Origin of the sequence: Acrocarpospora phusangensis, from assembly GCF_016862995.1 — a bacterium.
GTDB lineage: Bacteria > Actinomycetota > Actinomycetes > Streptosporangiales > Streptosporangiaceae > Acrocarpospora > Acrocarpospora phusangensis.
Map to the genome: position 1 here is coordinate 1 of NZ_BOOA01000067.1, position 16,865 is coordinate 16,865.

At 64.9% G+C, this 16,865-nt stretch carries 18 protein-coding genes and 2 tRNA genes; 6 read left to right on the plus strand and 14 right to left on the minus strand.

The features are described from left to right. From Aph01nite_RS30850 to Aph01nite_RS30890, 9 genes are all read right to left on the minus strand, one after another. The coding region (locus Aph01nite_RS30850; protein WP_444978695.1) for a CysS/YqeB C-terminal domain-containing protein at window positions 1–806 on the minus strand (806 nt) is incomplete at its 3' end. 510 nt (window positions 807–1,316) lie between these two features. Further along, window positions 1,317–1,745 (minus strand): MaoC family dehydratase, encoded by a 429-nt coding sequence (locus Aph01nite_RS30855; protein ID WP_204044596.1) that lies wholly within the window; start codon window positions 1,743–1,745, stop codon window positions 1,317–1,319. A 2-nt stretch (window positions 1,746–1,747) separates the two neighbouring features. Beyond that, the gene (locus Aph01nite_RS30860) at window positions 1,748–2,197 is read right to left on the minus strand and encodes a MaoC family dehydratase N-terminal domain-containing protein (RefSeq protein WP_204044558.1); all 450 of its coding nucleotides are present in this window, start codon (window positions 2,195–2,197) and stop codon (window positions 1,748–1,750) included. 537 nt (window positions 2,198–2,734) lie between these two features. After that, window positions 2,735–2,899 (minus strand): 50S ribosomal protein L33, encoded by a 165-nt coding sequence (gene rpmG, locus Aph01nite_RS30865; protein ID WP_030921771.1) that lies wholly within the window; start codon window positions 2,897–2,899, stop codon window positions 2,735–2,737. Between the two features lie 77 nt (window positions 2,900–2,976). Then, a tRNA-Met gene (locus Aph01nite_RS30870) sits at window positions 2,977–3,050 on the minus strand. A gap of 420 nt (window positions 3,051–3,470) precedes the next feature. Further along, window positions 3,471–4,535 carry a S1 family peptidase gene (locus tag Aph01nite_RS30875; RefSeq protein ID WP_204044559.1) on the minus strand — a complete coding sequence of 355 codons (1,065 nt, stop codon included), beginning with the start codon at window positions 4,533–4,535 and terminating at the stop codon, window positions 3,471–3,473. Between the two features lie 534 nt (window positions 4,536–5,069). Continuing rightward, window positions 5,070–5,142, minus strand: a tRNA-Thr gene (locus Aph01nite_RS30880). Window positions 5,143–5,252: 110 nt separating this feature from the next. Continuing rightward, window positions 5,253–5,708 carry a hypothetical protein gene (locus tag Aph01nite_RS30885; RefSeq protein WP_204044560.1) on the minus strand — a complete coding sequence of 152 codons (456 nt, stop codon included), beginning with the start codon at window positions 5,706–5,708 and terminating at the stop codon, window positions 5,253–5,255. Between the two features lie 58 nt (window positions 5,709–5,766). Next, entirely contained in the window at window positions 5,767–5,976 is a 210-nt protein-coding gene (locus tag Aph01nite_RS30890; RefSeq protein ID WP_204044561.1) for a transposase, read from the minus strand. 113 nt (window positions 5,977–6,089) lie between these two features. On the opposite strand from Aph01nite_RS30890, the gene Aph01nite_RS30895 reads away from it, so the two are divergent. After that, the gene (locus Aph01nite_RS30895; protein WP_204044562.1) at window positions 6,090–6,731 is read left to right on the plus strand and encodes a hemerythrin domain-containing protein; all 642 of its coding nucleotides are present in this window, start codon (window positions 6,090–6,092) and stop codon (window positions 6,729–6,731) included. 8 nt (window positions 6,732–6,739) lie between these two features. On the opposite strand, the gene Aph01nite_RS30900 is transcribed toward Aph01nite_RS30895, so the two are convergent. Then, a complete protein-coding gene (locus Aph01nite_RS30900; RefSeq protein ID WP_204044563.1) occupies window positions 6,740–10,006 on the minus strand; it encodes an ATP-binding protein in 3,267 nt (1,088 codons plus the stop codon). 21 nt (window positions 10,007–10,027) lie between these two features. After that, window positions 10,028–10,528 (minus strand): C40 family peptidase, encoded by a 501-nt coding sequence (locus Aph01nite_RS30905; protein ID WP_204044564.1) that lies wholly within the window; start codon window positions 10,526–10,528, stop codon window positions 10,028–10,030. A gap of 57 nt (window positions 10,529–10,585) precedes the next feature. Between Aph01nite_RS30905 and Aph01nite_RS30910 the strand changes: the two genes are divergently transcribed. Further along, window positions 10,586–11,113 carry a GrpB family protein gene (locus Aph01nite_RS30910; protein WP_204044565.1) on the plus strand — a complete coding sequence of 176 codons (528 nt, stop codon included), beginning with the start codon at window positions 10,586–10,588 and terminating at the stop codon, window positions 11,111–11,113. A 40-nt stretch (window positions 11,114–11,153) separates the two neighbouring features. After that, window positions 11,154–11,471 carry a VHS/ENTH/ANTH domain-containing protein gene (locus tag Aph01nite_RS30915; RefSeq protein WP_204044566.1) on the plus strand — a complete coding sequence of 106 codons (318 nt, stop codon included), beginning with the start codon at window positions 11,154–11,156 and terminating at the stop codon, window positions 11,469–11,471. 1 nt (window position 11,472) lies between these two features. Here the strand turns inward: Aph01nite_RS30915 and Aph01nite_RS30920 are convergent, their stop codons facing one another. Next, window positions 11,473–12,021: a flavoprotein gene (locus Aph01nite_RS30920; protein ID WP_204044567.1), complete on the minus strand. Its 549-nt coding sequence runs from the start codon at window positions 12,019–12,021 to the stop codon at window positions 11,473–11,475. A gap of 156 nt (window positions 12,022–12,177) precedes the next feature. Here Aph01nite_RS30920 and Aph01nite_RS30925 point away from each other — a divergent pair, with 156 nt between their 5' ends. The 3 genes from Aph01nite_RS30925 to Aph01nite_RS30935 all read left to right on the plus strand — a co-directional run bounded on the left by Aph01nite_RS30925 (window position 12,178) and on the right by Aph01nite_RS30935 (window position 15,373). Then, window positions 12,178–12,753 (plus strand): RICIN domain-containing protein, encoded by a 576-nt coding sequence (locus Aph01nite_RS30925; RefSeq protein WP_204044568.1) that lies wholly within the window; start codon window positions 12,178–12,180, stop codon window positions 12,751–12,753. Window positions 12,754–13,893: 1,140 nt separating this feature from the next. Next, the gene (locus tag Aph01nite_RS30930; protein ID WP_204044569.1) at window positions 13,894–14,781 is read left to right on the plus strand and encodes a hypothetical protein; all 888 of its coding nucleotides are present in this window, start codon (window positions 13,894–13,896) and stop codon (window positions 14,779–14,781) included. A gap of 19 nt (window positions 14,782–14,800) precedes the next feature. Further along, on the plus strand, window positions 14,801–15,373 hold the full coding sequence (locus Aph01nite_RS30935; RefSeq protein WP_204044570.1) for a hypothetical protein: 573 nt from the start codon (window positions 14,801–14,803) through the stop codon (window positions 15,371–15,373). 17 nt (window positions 15,374–15,390) lie between these two features. On the opposite strand, the gene Aph01nite_RS30940 is transcribed toward Aph01nite_RS30935, so the two are convergent. Together Aph01nite_RS30940 and Aph01nite_RS30945 are read right to left on the minus strand one after the other, a co-directional pair. After that, entirely contained in the window at window positions 15,391–16,050 is a 660-nt protein-coding gene (locus Aph01nite_RS30940) for a YdcF family protein (protein ID WP_204044571.1), read from the minus strand. 15 nt (window positions 16,051–16,065) lie between these two features. Next, on the minus strand, window positions 16,066–16,830 hold the full coding sequence (locus Aph01nite_RS30945; RefSeq protein WP_204044572.1) for a GntR family transcriptional regulator: 765 nt from the start codon (window positions 16,828–16,830) through the stop codon (window positions 16,066–16,068). Window positions 16,831–16,865: the final 35 nt, after the last annotated feature.

The following is a 16,865-nucleotide window of genomic DNA, read 5'->3' on the forward strand; positions in this document are numbered from 1 at the left end:
TGGTCGGAGGCTTCCTGGTTGGAGGCCCGGTCGGAGGGCGGCTGGGTGGGGTGGGGCTGATCAGTAGGTGCTTTGGCGGCCTGGCGTGGCGGAGGCTGTGTCGGCTGGGGCTTTGTTGCCCCTTCTTCGGGGGTGTCCGGCCGTGTTGTGCCCTCGTGGGCCGTCTCTTGGCGGGCCGTCTCTTGGCGGGCGGCGGTGGATTTCTCGTGGTCTGCGATGACCTGGTCGATTCTGTTGGTGGCGCTGCTGCCGTCCCACAGGAGCTGTGAGGCGACCATCGATGGGGTGCCGGCGGGAGTCAGGGCGGTTTCGATCATTCCGCCGGGGGCTGTGGGGTCGATCGGGGCGGTGTCGCCGCTGGCTTCGGTCGCGGCGCGGGCGGTTTCGGCTCGTGACGAGGCGAGGGCTGGACCGGCGGCCTTGTGCTGGCGCTCCGGGCGATCGCCCGCGCTCTCGGCTGAGGCGGCCTCGTCCCGAGCGTGTGCCCATTGACGCGCACGCTCGTCAGCCCCGGTGAGCGCCTGGCCGGCCTTCGTCCCGCCCTGATCGAGTCGTGAAATGTCCACTACGACGACGGCGACCGGGATGGATTCCACCGTCGGCCAGACCTCGAACGGAGGTTTCGCGGTGAGATCGAAGCCGCCGCCGGGCGTGTCATGGACGACCCACCCCGCCGCTGCGATCTCATCCCGCAAATGGTCGGCAGACACGAAGTCACGCTCTGCGCGCGCCTGCGCCCGCCGTTCGGCAAGCTCGACAACATCACGTGAAAGTTCAGTCACGTAAATGACGCTACCCAGCCACATCGGAAACTATCGGAAGCAGGTGCCAACCGGGCAAAACTTCCAATCACGACACCACCAGGCTCGGCTTCGTCGCTTCGTTGGTCGCGGTGGCTCTCCCACCCACCCCTTGTCGAGCTGGCGCTCCGTCCCTTTTCCGGCGCTCGTCGGCATGCCCGGCATTGGCTGCGGTGGTTCTCCCTCCCACCCACCCTTTTGCCGCTGCGCGGCGGCTTGGCCCATGCCGCTACGCGGCGGAGTATGGCCGTAGCCGCTTGGGCAACAGCATCACACCCCACCTCCGTGCCCCACCCGATCCCGGCTCCGAACGGCTTTGTGGGCCGAACCCCGGACGCTCGAACCGCAGCCGGGCGAGCTGCGGCCATAGAGCGAGCATCTCGAGCCCTCGAACTCGGCGAGGGCTCGCAGAGGCGCCAGCGCGGTGGCTCTGCGGGGGTTGCGGTGGCTCTGCGGGGGTTGACGCCGTTGCTCGCGGGGCGTGCGTTGACCCGGTGGCTCTGGGTGGTGGCGTGGTTAGGCCAGTTGGACTACGGCTCGGGCCTTGGAGAGGACTCGGGAGTCGCCCGACTTGGCGGTCAACGTGACGACGACGCGTTTGTCTTCGAGTTTTTCTTCGATCACGCCGCTGACCACGAGCGTGGCCCCGTTCTCGTCATCGGGCACGACGACCATGGACGAGAACCGCACCCCGTAGTCGACGACCGCCGCCGGATCCCCGGCCCAGTCGGTCAGGAACCGGCCCGCCTCCGCCATGGTGAACATGCCGTGCGCGATCACATCAGGCAGCCCGACCGACTTCGCGAAACGCTCGTTCCAGTGAATCGGGTTGAAGTCCCCGGACGCCCCGGCGTACATGACCAGGTTGACGCGCCGGACCTGGTATTCGACCGCCGGAATCTCCTGCCCGGCCTCGACCTCGTCGTACTTGATCGTCGCAGCCATGGTCACGCCGCCCCTCCACGCTCGACAATGACGTTGTAGGTCGTGCAGACCGGTTCCCCGGCCACGGTCGTGATGTCGCTCTTGACCGTCAGGAACTCGTTGCGCCCGACGCTGCGGATCTCCGCGATCGTGGACGTGCAGATCAGCTCGTCGCCGGCGTAGATCGGCCGCTGGTAGGAGAACCGCTGCTCCCCGTGTACGACCATCGCGAAGTTCAACCCGAACTCGGGGTCGGACAGCGCCTCTCCCGCGCCGGACAGGCTGAACTCGATGGGAAAGGTCGGCGGAGCCACCACGTCGGGGTGCCCGGCGGCCGCCGCGGCCTCGCGGTCCCGGTAGATCGGGTTCGGGTCGCCGATCGCGGACGCGAACTCCTTGATCTTCACACGGGAGACCTCGTAGGGGACGGACGAGGCGTACGCCCGCCCGAGGAAATCGCGATTCAAAGCCATCGGGCCCGTACTCCTTCGGCGGCTGGAGATATCAGGCCGACAGTAACAGAATGCCGACCGTAACAGAACAAGGTTCCGTTGCCTGCGAGACCGGCACTCACGACGACGAACCGGCCCACGAACTCACAGTAGCCAGCCGCGCCCGCAAACCCCGCTGTCGAGCCCCGCCAAGGTCATCTCGACCTCCCTGTCGGGACACGACAAAGCCGGACATGACAAAGTCCGGACACAACAAACCGGCGCCCCATTCCGGGTACGCCGGTTCGCACATGCACCAATAGTCCGCCTATAAGCGGATAACCTGCCTGAATGCCCCAGGGAAACTGAATACCCCGCGAGCAAGCAGCCGCGTACACGGCAGAAAACCCAATGACCAAAAGAACCGCTCGCCTGCGGCGCACAACTAAGGCGTACGCCGCGAGGGAACCCCCACGTCCATTTCAGCCAATGCCGCCGAATGGCGCGGTACCGACCCTGAACATCTCAACGGAAACCGTGAGGAGGGAAGGCGGCACCGAGCCAGCGGCCCTGGACGGGCTAGCGGGTCTCGCGGTGGGCCTGGTGCGTCTTGCAGTTCGGGCAGTACTTCTTCAGCTCAAGCCGATCCGGGTCGTTACGCCGGTTCTTCCGCGTGATGTAGTTGCGGTGCTTGCACTCCTGGCAGGCCAACGTGATCTTCGGCCTAACGTCTGTGGCAGCCACGTGGGAGTGCCTTTCTACGTTTGGGACTCTGGACGAACCCGGACCGGGCTCCTATGGAGGGGGACCCGGCAGGGTAGTAGCGGAGGCCGGACTTGAACCGGCGACACAACGATTATGAGCCGTTTGCTCTGCCTGACTGAGCTACTCCGCCTGGAGGCCGACGAAACTCACCGGCCACGCAAGGATACCCGACCTGCACGACCGTCACGCACACGCGAACATCGCCAAGATCGGGCCAAGAAGCCCACGACTTTCACCGGAGCCCCCACATCTGCTTTCGGCAGGGAACCCGACACCTGAACAGGCATCGCCCCTTTGCCAACCGACATCTTAACCCACCTGAACCGAAGTCGAGACACCAGGCACATCCACCCGGCTCACCCCGCCACAACCTCAGGATTCCACCCAGCCCCGACATGACGATCTCCGTCCCACCCCTACCCTCAAACGATCAAAAGCCACCTCCGGAGACCCGGAAGTGGCTTCACGCCCCGAACCACAGTGCAACGAGGCACCCCACGTCCCACCCCATAAGCCAGGAACGCAGGGCGCCCAGAAATCCAGCCCTCCGTTACCTGGGGCAGTGCCGAGCCGATGGCTCCAGGTCAGGCTTCAGGCCGGCTGCCAGATCGGGGTAGCACCCGGGCGGAGGCGGCGGGTTGTCCTCCGGGTCCGGGACCGGAGCCGGCGGAAGCGGACCCGTCGGCTGCGCGATGCAGCGAAGGCGCCATTGGATGCCGTTCTCGCTCGGCCCTCCGGGGTAGGTCTGACCCCATCCCACATCCGACACGCCAGGCTGCCCGTCCGGCGCGGTACACGAACCCCAACCGCTCCGCACCGATGGCTGCATGGACGCCAGCCACGCCAGATTCGGCCCCGCCAACTCCATGAACGCGGCGGGCGTGTTGCAGCCCTCAGTGGTCCAGGAGGTCACGCCCACCTGGACGACGCGCCCACGGGCGTGGTCCCAGACCAGCAACGGCCCGCCGCTGTCCCCGTAGCAGATGCTCCGCGCGGACCCACCCGCGCCGATCATCAGATGCTCGATCCAGTAGTCGAACCAGTACCAGGGGTTGTAGACGTCATCCATCGCGTCGTCACTGAGGATGGGCACGTCGGCCGCCCGGAGAATACCGCCGCCGGTGCCGTCCCCGCGGTTCGCGCCGATTCCCGCGATGGTGGCCATCACACCTGGCCGATAGATGTCCGTACGCCACGGCGAGCCCACCTGCACGATGGGAACACCCACCGTTTCCGCGGACGGGACCGACAGGATCGCCAGGTCGTACCGCCAGGGGGAGTCCGGATTAAAGCCCGGCATGGTCGAATATGCGGGGGCCGGCGCCGAACGACCGTTGCTGAAGTAGGCGCTGAGGGGGCCGTGGCCGACGACGCAGTGCTGGGCTGTGAGCACTGACGTCGGAGCGATGAGCGTGGCCGTGCAGCCATTGGAGAGTTTCACGATGTAGGGGTAGGCGGCCCAGTCGGACACCGTACCTCCGATGATCGACTGCTCCGGGTCCGGGATTGGGTCCGCAAGGACCGCATGGGCCGAGTTCGGCGCCATGAGGATCAACGCGCCAACGGTCGCTCCCGCGATCGCCAGCCGGATCCCTCGTTCCAGCAGGAGTCTCATGCCCCTATCGGCGTTCCACACCGTTCTCTATCGACGTTCCATGCCGTTCCACATCATCACTCAGCAGCTTCGATCGCATAGGCCTTCGCCCGAACGCGCAGGCGTCATGGAGCGCGGTCTACCGCCGACAGATCCGCCTGGCGTGGCGGCGGGCGACGCGGACAGGTCAGTGGTCGTTATGCCTGGCCGGGAGGATGGCATCTGGAATACGAGGAGGACGGGACGGGCCACCTGGCCTGGCATCGGGAGCCGACTCGGCAGATTGTGAACCCGCCGGATGGAGAGGGCCGAACAGTAGGCGAGGTGACCCGCTCGACGGCGTTGTGAGGTTGCTCGCCAACACTGACGCCGTGACGGGATGAGGGCCGCCACCGCTTCCCTCCCGTAGCGGGCTGCTCAGGAGGCATCCCAGCCGGGATGGGCAAAGGCCACGAGGAAGCTGCGAGCGGGCGCGCGACCAAGGGGCTTTGCCTTCAGGAGATCAAAAAACCACCCCTGGGATCCAGAGGTGGTTGGTTACGCAGGTAGAGCGAGAGCCCCCAAACGGAATCGAACCGTTGACCTTCTCCTTACCATGGAGACGCTCTGCCGACTGAGCTATAGGGGCGGCGTCCGTGTCGCTTACGCGCTCCGGACAGGTGCAACCATACACGTCCGCCGCGACGGATGCGAAATCAAATCCGCCATCGAACCCGCCACGCCGGCGGGGAGCCCGCCTCAGGGCGTCGCCAGTGTTCCGCTGAGGTCCGCGCCCTCCTGCTGGGCCACTGGAAGATCCACTTGGATGTCGTATTTCGAGAAGTAGGACTGCCCCTCCGCCTGCTTGATCGCGCTCAGTGTCACGGTCGCGTCATAGGGCTTGTCCAGGCATTCCGGCAGGCACCAGCTGCCGCTCAGCTTGCCGGACCCGACCGCCGTGTCCGGCCCCCAGCTCTGCCAGTTCACGTCTTTGAGCGAGCTGAATTCCGACACCACGAGATTGCCCGGCCGCTGGTCCGGCTTGCCCTGTTCGTCCCCGAACAGGTTGAACACGTAGACGGGGCCGGCGGCGGATGGCGTGGTCGTGACCGTGCTGGAGGTGGGGGCGGTGGGCGAAGGCGTACCGGATGAGGTGGATGTGCCGCAGGCGGCGGTGGCCAGGACGGCTGCGGCGAGGGCGATGACAAGGCGCATGACTCGACGTTAGATGGCGTGGCCTGCGGATTCGCGGAATCCAACGCAACAGTGGCGGCTATGGCACGGCGGCCCAGCGGTCAGCCGTACGGCGGGGCAGTGGGATGACCTCGCAGAGGTCCGCAAGGTCGACATGTCGGGCGACCGCTTCGACGGAGAAGCAGTCGGCGACGACCTGCCCATGCCGTCGGACGCGCAGCACCTGGCGGCCGTCGAGAAACGCGGGCACGATGTCGTATCCGTCCGGTCCCACCCAGCGACTGTCCATAGCTCGACAAACTAGCGTTCAGCACCGTCATTTTCGGGCAATGACACCCGCCACTCGCGTTTCTCCAAGTCGACTCTATGTCGTCCTTAAGAGGCCGGTCGCATCGTGGTCCCATGACAACGCCAGATCTCACCGGAATCCGGATCATTCACCGCGCCATGCGTGGCGACTTGCACCGTCTTGTCGCCCTCACCGAGGCGATCGGCGCGGGCAGCGTCGACGTCTCCCCCGCCCGGGCCGCCGCCCTGGCCAAGTTCGTCGCCGCCATCCGGCACACCATCCACATGCACCACACCCGCGAGGACACCATCGTCTGGCCGCTCCTCGAACGTTCGGCCGGCGCCGCGGTGGACCTCACCGACCTGTCCGACGACCATTCGGTCCTCGACCCGCTGCTGGAGGAGATGGCCGCCACGGGCCGCGCGTTCGCCGCCGACCGCACCGCCGTCGCCCCGCTGGCCGCCGCCATCCGCAAGCTCTCCGAACTCCTGGACGAGCACATCGAAGAGGAGGAACGCCGCATCTTCCCCGTCATCCAGAAGTACGTCACGGCCGCCGACTGGGAGAAGGCCGAGAACGAGATCCGCAAGGGCGGCGACTTCAAGTTCGACCTCGGCTGGGTCACCCAGTACGCCACCCCGGCCGAAATGGCCCACCTCCGCGCCAATGCGGGCCCCGTCATCACGCTGATGATCGCCATGATCCGCCCGGGCCACCGCCGCCGCGACAAGCTGATCTTCGGCACGACCGCCTAGGCCGGGGCTCAGAGGCGGCGCAACGACTCTGTGGCCTGCCGGGCGAAATGGGCGGAGCCGATCCGGCTGGCCGTCTCCACGGCCCGGGCGTACCAGGTCCGGGCCGCCTCCGGGTCGCCGAGATATTCGGCCAGTTCGGCGAGGGTCTGGTCGACCGGGCCCAATGTGACGGAACCGCTGTGCAGGCCCGCGAACTCCCCTGACATCTCTTGAAGCAGGTCATAGCAATCAGCGGCGACGTCACGATTGTCGAGGAGCATGGCGGTTTCGGCGCGTAGGACGGTGAAGCACGACCAGAAGACCTCCTCCTTCGGGATCAGGTCTGGCTGCCAGATGACACGGGCCTCGTCCACGTGCCCCGCCGCGATCAGAGCGCGGGCATGCATTTCGTGAATGTCCTGCTCGTAGATATGGATGACATCGCTGAGCTCCTGCAGGACCTCGCCGCCGCGCCCCGCGAGATGCCGGACCGTGAAGAGGGCGACCGCTCCGAACACCGCGGCGTTGATCCCGCCCATCTCGGCGATCTGTGCGGCGAATCTCCGGTACGCCGCCTCCGCCGCGTCGAAGTCACCCGCGACCACCAGATCCAGCGCGTCGAGAAGCGCGATGATGCCCAGCATGTGCCCGAGTTGCCCGCTCGTGCAGTACCGGGTGGCCTGTTCCGCATGCCAGCGCGCCAGTGCTCGATCGCAGTCCGCCAGGGCCACCCGTCCGATCAGATAGTGCCCGAACGCCTGGTAGCCGGGCAGGCCGTGCGCCTGCGACACCTCCAGCATCTGGCGGCCCACCGACTCCAGATCGGCGCGGCGCAGCGGATAGTTGGTCGCCCAATAGAACCCGTTGAGCGCCATGCACAGCAGGAGTGGGTCCTGGAGGTCACGGGCGATCTGTATCGCCTCCGCGCTCGCGACCTCGACGCCTGGATGGTCATGCCCTTCCAGCTGGTGACATAACGCGACAAGCAACCGGCACCTCAGCGGCGGGTCCGCCAGCGGAATCGACTCCCGGATGGTGGCGACCATCGCCGCGTCCAGGACGTTACTCGGGCGGATCGTCCAGATCAGGGGTGCGTCGAGGGATGCCGCCGCCCGGGCCATGCCCAGCGAGTCGCCCAGCCGCCGGCCCAGGGCCACCGCTTCGGCACGTATCCGCACGGCTTCCACGATGTCGCCCGCGTGGGCCAGTGCCGACACCAACCGGCACATGACGTCCAGCGTGAGCGCGTCATCCGGGTCGGCGGCCTGGCGGAGCGCGTCCAGCGAGCTCTTCAGCAGGGTGACCGCTTCGCGGTGCGCGTACAGGCTGGACGCCTTCGCGGCGGCGCGCATGCCGTATCCGGCCGCCCGAATCGCGCTGCCGGGGGTGGCCGCCGCGAGGGCGTGATGACCGAGAGCGCCCACATCGCCTGGCCGTACCGACTCGAGGGTGTTGACCACTTTTTCGTGGAGGCGGGTACGCCTCAGGCGGGGAATGTCCTCGTAAAGCGTCTCGCGTACAAGGACGTGCGCGAAGCGCACCTTTCCGGGGGCGGGCTCGGTGAGCAGTCCGGACAGCACGCCCGCCTCCAGGCCGTCGAGCACGGTGTCCTCGTCGGCGTCCGGCATCGCGATCAGGACGTCCGCGTCGGCGTCCCGGCCCAGCACGGCCGCGTTGCGGAGCGTGGTCTGCGCGGTCGCCGGCAGGCGCGCCAGGCGCCGCCTGATCACGTCCCGGACCCCCGGAGGCAGGCGATATGCCGCGGATAACCCTTCCGCTCCCAGTAGCCGCGCCATCTCGCTGACGAAGAGCGGATTCCCGCCGGTGCGCTCGGCGATCGTGACGATCGTCGCCGGCCCGACCTCCACCCCGGAACGTTCCCGGACAAGGGTGGCCACATCCGCCACGCTCAGCCCGTCCAACGTCAAGTTCTCCACCGCCTGTACGGCTAACGCCGCCCCCGTCGCCATCAGGTCGTCCGTGGCCTCCGACGGGCGGTGCGTGAGCAGCACCAGCATCGGGGTTTCGGCCAGCCGGGCCGCGAGGTGCCGGAGCAGGTGCAGGGTCTCGTCGTCGGCGCGGTGCACGTCCTCCAGGACGATCAGCAGCGGTCCCGGCACCTCGTCGAGGAAGTCCCCGACCGCCCGGGCCAGCCAGAACTGTCCCACCTGCGGCGCGTCGTCGGTGAGCAGCGGGGCCAGTCGCGCCGCGACCTCCGGCGTGGGGGCACGAACCCCGATCAACTGCTGCAGAACCTCGCTCCACGCCCACGCGGGCGGCACGCCTCCCAGCGTCTCCGGGCAGCGCCCGACAGCCGTCGTCCAGCCGGCGGAGGCCAGCTGCCGGGCCAGTGCCTCGGCCAGAGTGCTCTTGCCCAAGCCCGCGTCCCCGCCCAGCCAGGCGACCCGGAAGCCGCCGCGGGCCAGGTTGGCCGCCGTCGCCAGTCGGGCGAGTTCCGCCGTACGCCCGACGATCTCCGGCGCCGTGGGCGCGGCCGCGCGCTTGGCCTGCACAGGCGGAAGCGGCGTGAGCTGAAGTGTCTCGGTCTGAGCGAGAATGTCGCCCTCAATCGTCCGCAGCGCCGGCCCCGGATCCACGCCCAGCTCGTCGGCGAGCTTCTCGCGCGTACGCCGGATCACCGCCAGGGCCTCCCCCTGCCGCCCGGCGCGATAGTACGAAAGCGCCAGCAACCGCACCGCGTTCTCCCGAAGCGGATGCGCGGCCACATGCCGCTCCAATTCCGGTACGGCTTCCGCATGCCGCCCGAGCGCCAGCCCCGCCTCAGCCCGGTACTCGACGGCGACCAGCTTCAGCTCCTCCAGCTGCGCGGCCTCCGCGACAGCCCACTCCTCCTCGGCGAACTCCGCGTACGCCGACCCGGTCCACAGGCCGAGCGCCTCGTCGATCAGCTCGATCGCGGCCGCGGGTTTGCCCCCGTTCAGCATCCGTACGGCTTCGTCGATCAGCCGGGGGAACCGCCACGCGTCGACCGCGTCGGGGTCCAGCTGGAGCCGGTAGCCCGGCGGCGCGCTCACCAGGACCGTCGCGGGGGTTCGCGGTAATCGTCCCGGTTCGAGAATCCGGCGGAGGTTGGATACGTACACCTGCAGGGCGGCGAGCGCCTTGGGCGGCGCCTGACCCTGCCAGAGATCGTCGATGAACCGATCCGTTGAGACGATATGTCCGGCAGCCGAGACGAGCCTCGCCACCACGGCGCGCTGAAGGGACGTCCCGAGGTCCACAGGCTGGCCCGCCACCTCGGCCGTCAACTGCCCCAAAACTCGTAAACGAACCATCGTGGGAGAAGCATAGGCGGGTCAGTACCGGTAGTAACCCAGGAGATCGTCAAGCACTTTCACGTCGTCCACCCGGACCGTCGTCCCCGTCGCGTACGCGTTGATCATCTTGCCCTGGCCGATATAGATGCCGACGTGGTGGGTGCGTTTGCGCGTGCCGTAGAAGACGAGGTCACCGGGGCGGGGAGTGCTGATCTTGCTGAGTCGTTTCAGGTGGGAGTCGGTGTTTCCGGGGCCGAGGACGTCCCAGCCGTACCCGATGTGGTAGACCCAGCGCGCCAGACCCGAGCAGTCGAGCCCGCGCGTCTTCTTGGCCGGGCAAGGCTTGATCTTTCCCTTGTAACCGGCGCAGGTGCCCAAGGACGGACCCGGACGGGCCGCGTGCCCGCCACCCCAGGAGTAGGGGATGGTCCCCCTGATCGCGTACGCGGCCGCGAGCAACCTCGTCAGTTCATCCTGCACCGGAACCGCCCCGGGAATGACGAGGAGCGCCGCCACCCCGACCACTCGCCAGCGCCTCACGTTCCAGAACTCTAGCCACTTTCATCCAGAGATGGGATGATATGTTCCGGAGGAAAATTGACCGACAAGAAGCGGCACGAATATGAGGTCATCCTGACGGAATATTCCTCCGACTGGATACCTCTGTACGACGAGACAAGCGAAACCCTGGCCAAATCCCTCGCGGGTGTGGATTTCGAGATCGAGGCGGTCGGGAGCCGGGTGGTGCCGGAGTTGTGGTCCAAACCGGTGCTCGACATCATGATCAGAGTTCCGGACGAGGCGCGGGATCAGGTCGATCAGGTCGTCACGGGAATGGGCCTGACCAGGCTTAACATCGAAGAGCTGGGTGGGCGGACGTTCTACCGCCGGTGGGGGGCGGACGGGAATCCGGATCTCCATATTCATGTGGTGGACGAGGATCAGTGGCGGAACAGCCACGAGCGCATATTCCGCGATCGCCTGCTGGAGAATCGTGATCTGGCGTTGGCGTACTCGCACATGAAAAGGTGGCTGCTGGATCTTTCCGGTGGGGACGCGAAGGCGTACAGCCGGGCGAAGAACGAATTCATCCGCTGCCTGGACACCATCCTGAACGACACCTGACGTTTGCGACTCGTCCCGCGAATACCGGTACGCTGACGCGATGCTGCTGAGCGAGGTTCACCCAGAAGAATTCCGGGCCGCCACGGAACACGCGCTCGCCTCCTTCGACGCGGAGATCGCCCAGTTCGCCGACCCCAGCGACGAGGACGTCTTCGCCGCGGTGCGACGCGTGGTCGAGGCCCTGAACGAGGTCGCCGAATCCGATCCCGGGACCAGCTACGACACCATCGACCGCGAGAACCTCTGCGACTACATCGAAAACGCCCTGACGGAATCCGGGATCGACGTCGAAGCCCTGGCCTCCCGGCGCGGCCTCCATCCGACGGCTTCCCTCACCGACGAGTGGCGCGACTGGTAACTCAAGCCCTGCCGGCTAGTACGTCGAGTGTCCGGCCCCACGGGAATTCCGCGATGTGATCCACATCCGAGTCCAGGGAATGCGGCTCGAACTCCCCCGGACCGATGAGGACACTGACGCCTTCCGCCCGCAGTTCGTCCACTGCGCGGCGGAAGGGCGTGCGAGCGGCCAGTCCGGCATTGACGAAAGGCAGCATGACGACGGGTATTCCAAGTCCGGGCGCTTCGGCGAGAAGCCCCAGGGCGTAGGTGTCCGCGATGCCCTGCGCGAACTTGTTGATCGTGTTGTAGGTTGCCGGCGCCACGATGATGGCATGCGCCCGCGGAGGCTTGGGCTCGTGTGGCTTCCGATACCTGCTCCGTACGACACGACCGGTCTGCTCCTCCAAAGCCGGAACATCGATGAAGTCCAACGCCGACGGAGTGGCAACGATCTGAACAACCCAGCCGATCCCTTGAGCCAGGGCAACCAGCCGACCGACATCTCCTGCGGGCCCGGCAGCGCACACGATGACATAGAGGACATTCCCGGCCGTATCAGCGGACCCCAAAACAACCCCTCCTTGTGGACAGAGCCCTTGGCTCCCTGATGCCCGAACCGCAAAGGGCCCGTGATCATTGCCTATACCGCTTCTATACCAGCCCGTCTAAAGCTCCGTCTGCCACCGGCGAACAGCGCCGAACAGAACCACGGAAAAGGAGCTCGGGTGCGTAGCAGAAGGTTCTTCAGGGCCGCGGTTGCGGGTCTCGTCATGTTGGCCACCGGATTCATCGCCCAGACGCCCGCGAACGCCGCCAGCGCCATTTACATCAGCGTGTACCCGCCCTCCGGTGGGACGCCGGCCAGCGTCCCGATGGTGCTTGACATGCGGGAATGGTCCATGGTCGACGGGGGTCGGGCTCAGCTGTGGCAGAAGCTCACCACGGGTGACTTCAGGAACCAGAGGTGGTGGGTCACCGCGAAGGGCCAGCTCCAGGGCTATACCTACTACGAGATCAAGAACCAGCTCTCCGAGAAATGCCTCGACATGGCGACCGATGTGCCGGCGGGGAACGGCGTCCGCGTGCAGCAGTGGAACTGCCACGGCGGCTGGAACCAGCGCTGGCTGGCGATGCCGGTCGAGACGGGGAACAAGTGGGTTCAGCTCATCAACCTCTCCGGGCCCGGGCTGGGTCCCGACCGCGTCTGCCTCGACGTCACGGGTGTCAGTTACAGCAACGGCGCGCCGCTTCAGGTCTGGCGTTGCAGCAGGAACTGGAACCAGCGCTGGAACATCTACTGATGACGTGACCCGACAGCCGGGTTCGGGCGGCTGCCTGAAGGCCAGCTCTGGGATAGGCGACCCCTCCCCTTCGCTTCAGGGGAAGGACTTCGTCGTGGTTCCGATGAGATCAGGAGCCTCGAGCCGCGACCCCCCCCCCCGCGTATTCACCAAGCCGCAGAAAGCTGTTGACGTCCCGTAGACAGCCGGACAGACGAGAACGGCCCCTGACCGGCGTACACGCTGGTCAAGGGCCGTTCTTCCTGTTGGTGGCAGGTCCAGGATTCGAACCTGGGTAGGCTGAGCCGACGGATTTACAGACCAGCGTCTACAGCCTTCCGACCTGCGACTTCGCGGTGATCAACGCCTATTCGGGAACACATTGGGAAAGATCACGCTTCCGGTCCCGGCTTCCCATGCTCATCCCAGTCGGCCCGACGATGCCGCCACAGGAGAAGGGACGCCCATCCTGCCAGCACCGCAGGACTGACCCCGATCAGCGCGAGAACTACCCCTCCAACCTCATGGCCACCTTCCCAGCCGGTCAACGCCATGAAGATAAGCGGTAGCCCCACTGCCAACCACGTTAGGTACCTCCTATTGGCTAGATACTTCTTCTCGCTGACAGGAGCCCAGCTAAGAACGACCTCAACGGCGAGGAGAATGCCAACGAAGAGGGGTGCGACGTAGTAATTCCAGTCACCACTACGCGCGGCGGATGCCAAGGCCCAGGGAAGCCAAAGAAGCCACGCTACTCCAACAAGCGTTGTGAGGTACAGGCGAGGGAGGATAGGACGCTGTGCCTTGGCCGTACACCATGCGCGAAGTCGTCCGAGCCAGAGAAGCCGCACCAACTCACGCTAAACGTGTTGACGTGCCCCGTCACCTCCTTGCGCCGACAGGCTCCCGTCTCCGGAGTGCGTTACGGATTCTCATGGCGCCCGTGCCCCGACCAGGGCCTATACCTGAGGTCGTTTCGCCGGACGGTACGTTGGCCCACAAGTGGCCCACAGCCACGCCCCTTCGATGACCGCATAGCGGGTGCGCCTCGGATTGGCAGAGTGCTGAAGCCACACCCCTCAACGAGGAGTGCGATACAACCCGCTCGGATGGGGCCGAAAATCCTCAGCAAGAACCTAGGCCCAGTGCCATACTCAGCTGATGAGCACCATGCGCGTTAGAAGGCCTTGGGGTCGTCCACCTACGTGCCCTGGTCCGCCACATATCCTCGCACCGCCGGAGCATGCTCGACGACTTGCGAGCCTACTTAGGGATACACGCGAAGTAGAACAGCTCTCCGGTTTCGAGGAAGATTCCCATTGGGGCCAGGCTGCCACTTGGCTCGACATGGCCGCAGGTCTCAAAGAAGTGACTATCGATATGTCACCAAAGGACGGTAGCGGTTATCTGTGTTCACAGGCATGGCCGTACGACGACGCCCATAGCAAAACCGCCTCCATCTACCATACTGAACTCACGCGACTACTTTATACATATTGCGCCATAGAGAATGTCGCAAGGGCATTGCTTTGGCCAACACTACTAGAAGACGGCAAGATTGAGCACAGGATAATCCCTCACATTAGAAACTTCCCGGTTGACAGACTTCCGCATTACTGGTGCATCATCGAGCACTTTTATTGGCATTGCGCAAATGATCTAATCCTCAAGAAGATGTTGAAAAAATTTGAGATCTCACATGGACGGCCATCTGTCGCCATGCAGGCAGGAATAAAACTTCGCCATTTCCTGGCGCACGGGGTACTACGCTCCCCTGCTCCTCACCATGACGGAGAATCCTGGACAGACGGGAGCACAAACCAAACGTGTGTGGCAAGACACGGCGCGTCTAGCCTGCTGTTTACGACTCAAATGCTCATCTACAACGCGACACTTGAAGGGAGATTAAACTTCCTAGATGATCACATTGACCTACGTGAGGAAATGTGGGTAGCCGATTCAAACGGGCAACACGACTGGGTTTTCTCAATGCCTGTCGCTGAGTTCCTTTTCTCAGCTCACCTCACGGCGGGAGAAAGCCCGGCCTGACGCAGAGAGGAGTGCCTGAATGACAACAGAGGTTGCCGTATCCCTGATAGGAGCCCTGGGCGTGCTTCTGGGTGGATTGCTAACAGGCGGCTTCGCCGTGATCAGTCAAAGATTGACACAACGTTCAGACGAGCTAAAATTTCGGCGAGAATCCGACGAACGTGATCGGACAAGATTTCACGAGACACGTCGCGAGACGTACGCGACGTTCGTCGCTTCGGTGGATGATGCTCACGGATGGATGTTACACCAGGCTATCGAGCAGCAAAGGGCAACGCTCTCCGATCCAGAACAGATGGTTTTGTCTCCGAATCCTTTGGTCGAGCACGGGGGTATCGGTCCGGATTCCCCAAGGAAAATGACACGAAGCCAAACCCCTGTCCTACTAATCTCGGGGTCATCGGAGGTTCGCCGCGCCAGCGAAGAATTAGTCACCTGCGTGTTGACGGGTACCAGCTTTCGCCCTAGCAGCGATAAAGAGAAGTGGAACCGCGATCTTTTTGTACATTTGGAAGATTACAACGAAGTTCGTAGGCGCTTTCTTGACGCCGTAAACGCCGAGCTGACCTTACCGGCAGATCCGGCATTCTGATTGATGTTACTACATATCTAGATCAGGCGACTTGTATAACCGACCTTGACCAAGCGTTCGAAGGCCACCCGAACCTCATCCGGGAATTCTTGCTCGATCGCGAAGCCCTTTTGGGCATACTCCGTGATCCGCTGAGTATCGCCTACCAGCATGTTGATCACACGGTCGGCGTCCCCGATGCTCTCCACGTAGTCGTCAAGCGAAAGCGGAAGCGAAGCGCAGGTGATCTCAATCTCTGGCCAGAGCTTTCGGCATGTGGCGTAGGCGCGTCGCTGTTGGTAGGGACGCGAGATGAGCACGGCCGACGTGACGGAGATTCCATGCTGGTCAAGCAGCGCACGTGTGTAGGAGAAGTTCTCCCCGGTGTTCGTTGCCCGTGGCTCGATCAGAACCGCCTCATCGGGAACCCCCAGTTCCACGGCGTGCTCCTTGTAGTGGACGGCCTCTCCCCGGGGGAACCTGCTGACGGTGGTGGGAGCATTCGCGCCGGTAAAGACGATGAGCGGGAATAGCCCTCTGTGGTAGAGGTCAGTGGCACAGGTGGCAACCCCGAGATCGTGACTCCCCAAGCCGATGCCGACATCTGACGGCCGGACTACATGATGCATGTCGTGGTAGTCCCACAGGGTCTCAACGTCAGCTCGAAGGACATCGGGCACAAGGGCATTGGTGGTCATGTCGTGTACCTGTCCTCAGTCGGGAATCTTGAACGTGTACGACCATGAGAAACGCGACGCAGCGTGAATACCACGGGCGAACTCGACTAGTCGGCCCTCGCGGGTGAACGTCCGCCGCTGGAGAATCATGACCGGCTCGCCAGCTGGCAGCGCGAGCAGCTCAGCCTCATCTGGTGTAGGCATGCGCGCGTGAATCGTCTCCGTCATGCTGTCTGGCTCCAAGCCTTGGAGCGTAAGGACCGCGAAACCTCCCCCACGGCCCGCAGGGCCAGGCGTTGGATCAGCGAGCGGTGTGTCCTGTACGTCCTCGGGCCGGTAGTAGCTCGTCAGCGTATGCGTAGGCGAGTCTCCCTCTTTGACCAGCCGTGCCCGCTCGTAGACTTGAGCGCCGATAGAGAGCCCGAACGCCTCGGCCACCTCGGCATCTGCCTCCACCAGACGTACCGTCTGCGTCTGGTCGGTTGGACTCCACGCTCGGCCTGAGGCTTCGCGGTCAGCAGCGAACGCGACGAGCCCGAACTTCCACTTGCTCTTGGCGTAGCGCTCCACCCCTAGCCGCTTCATGGGCGGACGTGCCCGCACCACGGTTCCCCTGCGACGTACGGGCGTGACCAGCCCTTCGGATTCGAGAAGCCGGACGGCCTGCCGGACGGTCTTGATGTTGACGCCGTACTGCTCTGCAATCTCCTCCTGTTTCGGCAACGTCTCCCCTGCCGTGTAGTCCTCCCGCCGGATGGCCTCACGGAGGACTTCGGCCAGCTCGCGATAGCCGATCGCCATGTCATCTCCTCCCTCACCGCACCCGAAATAAGGGT

Excerpts from the sequence above, each read along its gene's own strand:
- Aph01nite_RS30930 (WP_204044569.1), top strand. The coding sequence starts at position 13,894 with ATGAGCACCATGCGCGTTAGAAGGCCTTGGGGTCGTCCACCTACGTGC.
- Aph01nite_RS30900 (WP_204044563.1), bottom strand. The coding sequence starts at position 10,006 with ATGGTTCGTTTACGAGTTTTGGGGCAGTTGACGGCCGAGGTGGCGGGC.
- Aph01nite_RS30885 (WP_204044560.1), bottom strand. The coding sequence starts at position 5,708 with ATGCGCCTTGTCATCGCCCTCGCCGCAGCCGTCCTGGCCACCGCCGCC.
- Aph01nite_RS30895 (WP_204044562.1), top strand. The coding sequence starts at position 6,090 with ATGACAACGCCAGATCTCACCGGAATCCGGATCATTCACCGCGCCATG.
- Aph01nite_RS30875 (WP_204044559.1), bottom strand. The coding sequence starts at position 4,535 with ATGAGACTCCTGCTGGAACGAGGGATCCGGCTGGCGATCGCGGGAGCG.
- Aph01nite_RS30940 (WP_204044571.1), bottom strand. The coding sequence starts at position 16,050 with ATGACCACCAATGCCCTTGTGCCCGATGTCCTTCGAGCTGACGTTGAG.
- Aph01nite_RS30890 (WP_204044561.1), bottom strand. The coding sequence starts at position 5,976 with ATGGACAGTCGCTGGGTGGGACCGGACGGATACGACATCGTGCCCGCG.
- Aph01nite_RS30855 (WP_204044596.1), bottom strand. The coding sequence starts at position 1,745 with ATGGCTGCGACGATCAAGTACGACGAGGTCGAGGCCGGGCAGGAGATT.
- Aph01nite_RS30935 (WP_204044570.1), top strand. The coding sequence starts at position 14,801 with ATGACAACAGAGGTTGCCGTATCCCTGATAGGAGCCCTGGGCGTGCTT.
- Aph01nite_RS30860 (WP_204044558.1), bottom strand. The coding sequence starts at position 2,197 with ATGGCTTTGAATCGCGATTTCCTCGGGCGGGCGTACGCCTCGTCCGTC.
- Aph01nite_RS30945 (WP_204044572.1), bottom strand. The coding sequence starts at position 16,830 with ATGGCGATCGGCTATCGCGAGCTGGCCGAAGTCCTCCGTGAGGCCATC.
- Aph01nite_RS30915 (WP_204044566.1), top strand. The coding sequence starts at position 11,154 with ATGCTGCTGAGCGAGGTTCACCCAGAAGAATTCCGGGCCGCCACGGAA.